3 protein-coding genes and 1 pseudogene are annotated in these 4,278 nt (G+C 27.6%); all 4 read left to right on the forward strand.

Annotation, left to right across the window (positions count from 1 at the left end):
- A pseudogene (locus VLM92_RS01410) lies at positions 1 to 364 on the forward strand (hypothetical protein); the annotation flags it as partial.
- A gap of 165 nt (positions 365 to 529) precedes the next feature.
- Positions 530 to 1,636, forward strand: coding sequence for a non-hydrolyzing UDP-N-acetylglucosamine 2-epimerase (gene wecB, locus VLM92_RS01415; RefSeq protein ID WP_325274571.1), 1,107 nt, complete (start codon positions 530 to 532; stop codon positions 1,634 to 1,636).
- A 240-nt stretch (positions 1,637 to 1,876) separates the two neighbouring features.
- On the forward strand, positions 1,877 to 2,620 hold the full coding sequence (locus tag VLM92_RS01420; protein ID WP_325274569.1) for a hypothetical protein: 744 nt from the start codon (positions 1,877 to 1,879) through the stop codon (positions 2,618 to 2,620).
- 269 nt (positions 2,621 to 2,889) lie between these two features.
- A partial coding sequence (locus VLM92_RS01425; protein ID WP_325274570.1) for an ABC transporter substrate-binding protein occupies positions 2,890 to 4,278 on the forward strand: 1,389 nt, incomplete at its 3' end.

The raw sequence follows: 4,278 nt of genomic DNA on the forward strand, positions 1-4,278 counted from the left end.
TGTAGAAGGTATAAGAATTTACTTATTTATGATTCCTATAATAGGTATATCTATAACTGGAAGTAACTATATACAATCCATAGGGAAAGCTAAAATAGCAATGTTTTTAAGCTTATTAAGACAAGTGATACTGTTAATACCAGCTATACTTATACTACCTAGATTCTTACAATTAAGAGGAGTTTGGCTAGCACAACCTATTTCAGATTTTATAGCAACTTGCATAGCTGTAATAATCCTAGCTAGAGAATTAAAAAGTTATAAAAAAGTATCAAATAACAAAGAAGATTATGATAAAGATATAGAAGATAAAAATATGAACACAGAGTTTGCAATTGAAAGAGATAATGAAAATTTAATATAAATAAAAAATAAGCCTAAATTAAATAGGCTTATTTTTTATGCTATAAAGACTAAAAAATATATAAAATTAAAAAGATAAATTTTTAGATTTCATATCTTTTTAATAATTAATAATGTAAAAAATGAATACACTACATTATATTAATTAAATTATAAAGGTAGTGAAATAATGAAAATAAAAATTATGACTATATTTGGAACAAGACCAGAGGCTATAAAAATGGCACCCCTTGCAAAAGAACTAAAAGATAGAGATGAAATAGAAAGTATAGTGTGTGTAACAGCACAACATAGGCAAATGCTAGATCAAGTTTTAGATGTATTTGATATTAAACCAGATTATGATTTAAATATAATGAAAGAAAATCAAACATTACTAGGAATCACTTTAAAGGCACTAGAAAGTTTAGATGAAGTAATAAAAAAGGTAAAACCAGATATGGTATTAGTTCATGGAGATACAACAACGACATTAGCAGGTTCTTTAGCAGCTTTTTATAATCAAGTTAGCGTTGGGCATGTTGAAGCAGGGCTTAGAACAAATAATAAGTATTCGCCATTTCCAGAAGAAGTAAATAGGCAAATCACAGATGTTGTAGCAGACATGTATTTTGCTCCAACTAATACATCTAAAGAAAATTTACTTAAAGAAGGCAAGAAAGAAGAAAAAATATATGTAACAGGCAATACTGCAATAGATGCGTTAAAAACCACTATAAAGGACAACTATAGTCATGAAGTATTAAGTAAAATAGGTAATGATAAAATGATATTATTAACGGCACATAGAAGAGAAAATCTAGGCGATAATATGAGAAGCATGTTTAAAGCTATAAGAAGAATAGTGGATGAATTTGAAGATGTTCAGGTAGTGTATCCTGTTCATTTAAACCCAAAGGTTAGAGAAATAGCGAGAGAGATTTTTAAAAGCAATAAAAAAATTCATTTAATAGAACCTTTAGAAGTGATGGATTTTCATAATTTTTTAAACAAGTCATATATAATAATGACAGATAGTGGAGGGATACAAGAAGAAGCTCCATCTCTTGGAAAGCCAGTGTTAGTTCTTAGAGACACAACAGAAAGACCAGAAGGAATTAAAGCTGGAACATTAAAGTTAGCAGGCGTTGATGAAGATAGAATATATAATTTAACATACGAGCTTTTAAGTAATAAAGAAGTATATGAAGCTATGTCAAAAGCATCTAATCCTTATGGTGATGGATGCGCTAGTAAGTATATAGTGGATGCTATAATAGATAAGTTAAAATAATATATATAAAATATAAAAATGTTGATAAGAAAACATGCTTATGCTACTATTAAAATGTAATAAAATTCAATAATTAAAATTAAGCCATGAAGGTGTAGGACTGTGGGAGAATTCACAGATTACTCTTCATGGCTTTTATAGTTTTTGATTATAAATCTTTAAAGTTAAAGAAGATTTGTTATAGTATCAATATAAATGTTAAGTATATTAAAATACATATTATACGAGGGGGATAAATTTATGAGTAAAACTATAATGCTTTTAGGTGTATATGGAATGGAATCAGTAGAGTGTGGAGGAGTATTAGCTAAAAATGTTAAACAAGGTGGTAAATCAATAGCATCAATAATGCTAACTGGAGAAAGAATGAGAGAAAATTTAAAAAAGAGTAGTGAAATATTAGGAATAGAAATGTCTTACACTAATTTTGAATCATTTAATGTTAATTGTGATTTAGAATCTAAGAAAAAGTTAGTTAGAGAAATAAGAAAATATAAGCCTGATATAATAATTACTCAAGATCCACATGGATGTATACATGACTTTGATCCAGATAGAAGAATGGCAATGATATTAATATTAGAAGCATTATCTTTATGTGGTAGAGATTTTGATGAAGAAAGCATAGCTGAATTTGGGAAATGTAAAATACCAACAGTTTATTATATGTTTGCTCATGATAATGATACGGTTGTTGATATAGCAGATGTTTGGGAAGAAAAAAACCAAGCTATGCAAGTTTTAGAATCTCAATTAGAGTTTAGTGCAAAGCACTATGAAACTTATTATGGAGATGAAACGATGAGAAAAATAGTGCCTAATTGGGATGAATTAGATAACTATCTTGATAAAGGAAAAGCTGCACAAAAACAATTTGACTATGCACTTTATTTATCAAATGGAGCATCGCATCATGGGAAAATAGCCTTTGCTGAAATGTATAAAAAAGAAGGAAAATATTATGTAGACAATTTAATGGTTTAATTTAACACTTAAATTTTATATAAAGTAAGAAATAGGGTACTTTGCACCCTATTTTAAAAAAATATTTGTCGAAAAAAGAGAAATGAAAATTGGAATAAATTGTATTAAAATATTGAAAAATAGATTCAAACATGATAGTATGAGTTTGTAATTTAAAATAGAAATTAAGCCATGAAGGTGTTTAACTATGTAATATACATAGTATACCTTTCATGGCTTTTTTTATATTAAAAAAAGATATGCTTTATAAATTGGGAGGAAAAATACAAATGAAAAAAATATTAAAGAACATTTTGACAACGATAATGGTATTTATGTTGTCATTAACAGCAGTATTTGCGCAGGAGGAAAATAAATTAGTTATAGGTGTTCATAAAGATGAAAATAATATAACACCATATACATATGTAACAGGGGCTCCAGGGCTTGATTTAGTAAATTTAATATATGATAAACTATTTATACTAGATGAAAATAATAAGGTAGTACCTTGGATGGTTGAAGAAGGATTCAAGGTGAGTGAAGATTATAAAACATATGAATTAAAATTAGCAAAGGGGATAAAATGGCATGATGGAAAAGATTTAACAAGTGAGGATGTAAAGTTTTCACTAGAATACGCTAAAGAACAAAAAAATGCTAAAGCTAGAATAATAGAGAGTGTAGAAATTAAAGATGAGTTAAATTTCACTATTAAACTAAGTGAAGGTAATATGGACTTTATAACTGATGGACTGACTAATATATTTATAGTTCCTAAGCATATACACGAAAAATATGATAATGCTAAAGAAGTAAAAGAAACTATTGGAAGTGGTATATACAAACTTAAAGAATATAAAGTTGGGCAGTATTATAAATTTGAAGCAAATGATGAATATTTCAAAGGTTCTGTAAATCCTAAGGAAATATATATGCCGATAATAACTGATTCAACAGCAATGTTTCAAGCTATAAAAAAAGGGGAGTTAGCTACAACAACAATGGGATTATCACCTGAATTATTAGATACATTTAAAGCTGATAAGAACATAGGACTTTTAAATAGCCCAGGATTTTCAACAACGTTATTACAGTTTAATACAGAAAGAGAAATTTTAAATAATAAAGAAATAGGAAAAGCAATTTCAAAGGCTATAAATATGCAAGAAATAATAGATACAGTTATGTTAGGATATGCACAAATTGGAAATCCAGGATTTTTCTCTAAGGAACTTGAGTATGCTAATAAAAATTTAGAATTTAAGTATGATGTAAATAAAGCAAATGAAATTTTAGAAAAAGAAGGATATAAGTTAAATAAAAATAATATACGTGAAAATGAAAAAGGCGAAAAATTAAGTTTTGAACTTTTAGTATATTCTTCTAGTGCATCTAGAATAAGAATGGCAGAAATGATAAAAGAAGATTTAAGTAAAATAGGTATAGAAATAAAAATAACATCATTAGATGCAACTACAGTTGACGAATTAGTATGGCCAGGATTTGATGTTTCACAAGGCAGAGATTTTGATATGGCTATGTGGGGATGGTCATCAGGAACACAATTAAGTCAAACTAATGTAGTTGGACTTGGACATTCTGATACATCAAAAGGAAATTATAATATAGGTGGATATAATAACGCTGAATTTGACAAATTAGCAGATGAATTTACT

Origin of the sequence: Romboutsia sp., from assembly GCF_035470145.1 — a bacterium.
In the GTDB taxonomy this organism is placed as follows: Bacteria; Bacillota; Clostridia; order Peptostreptococcales; family Peptostreptococcaceae; genus Romboutsia_D.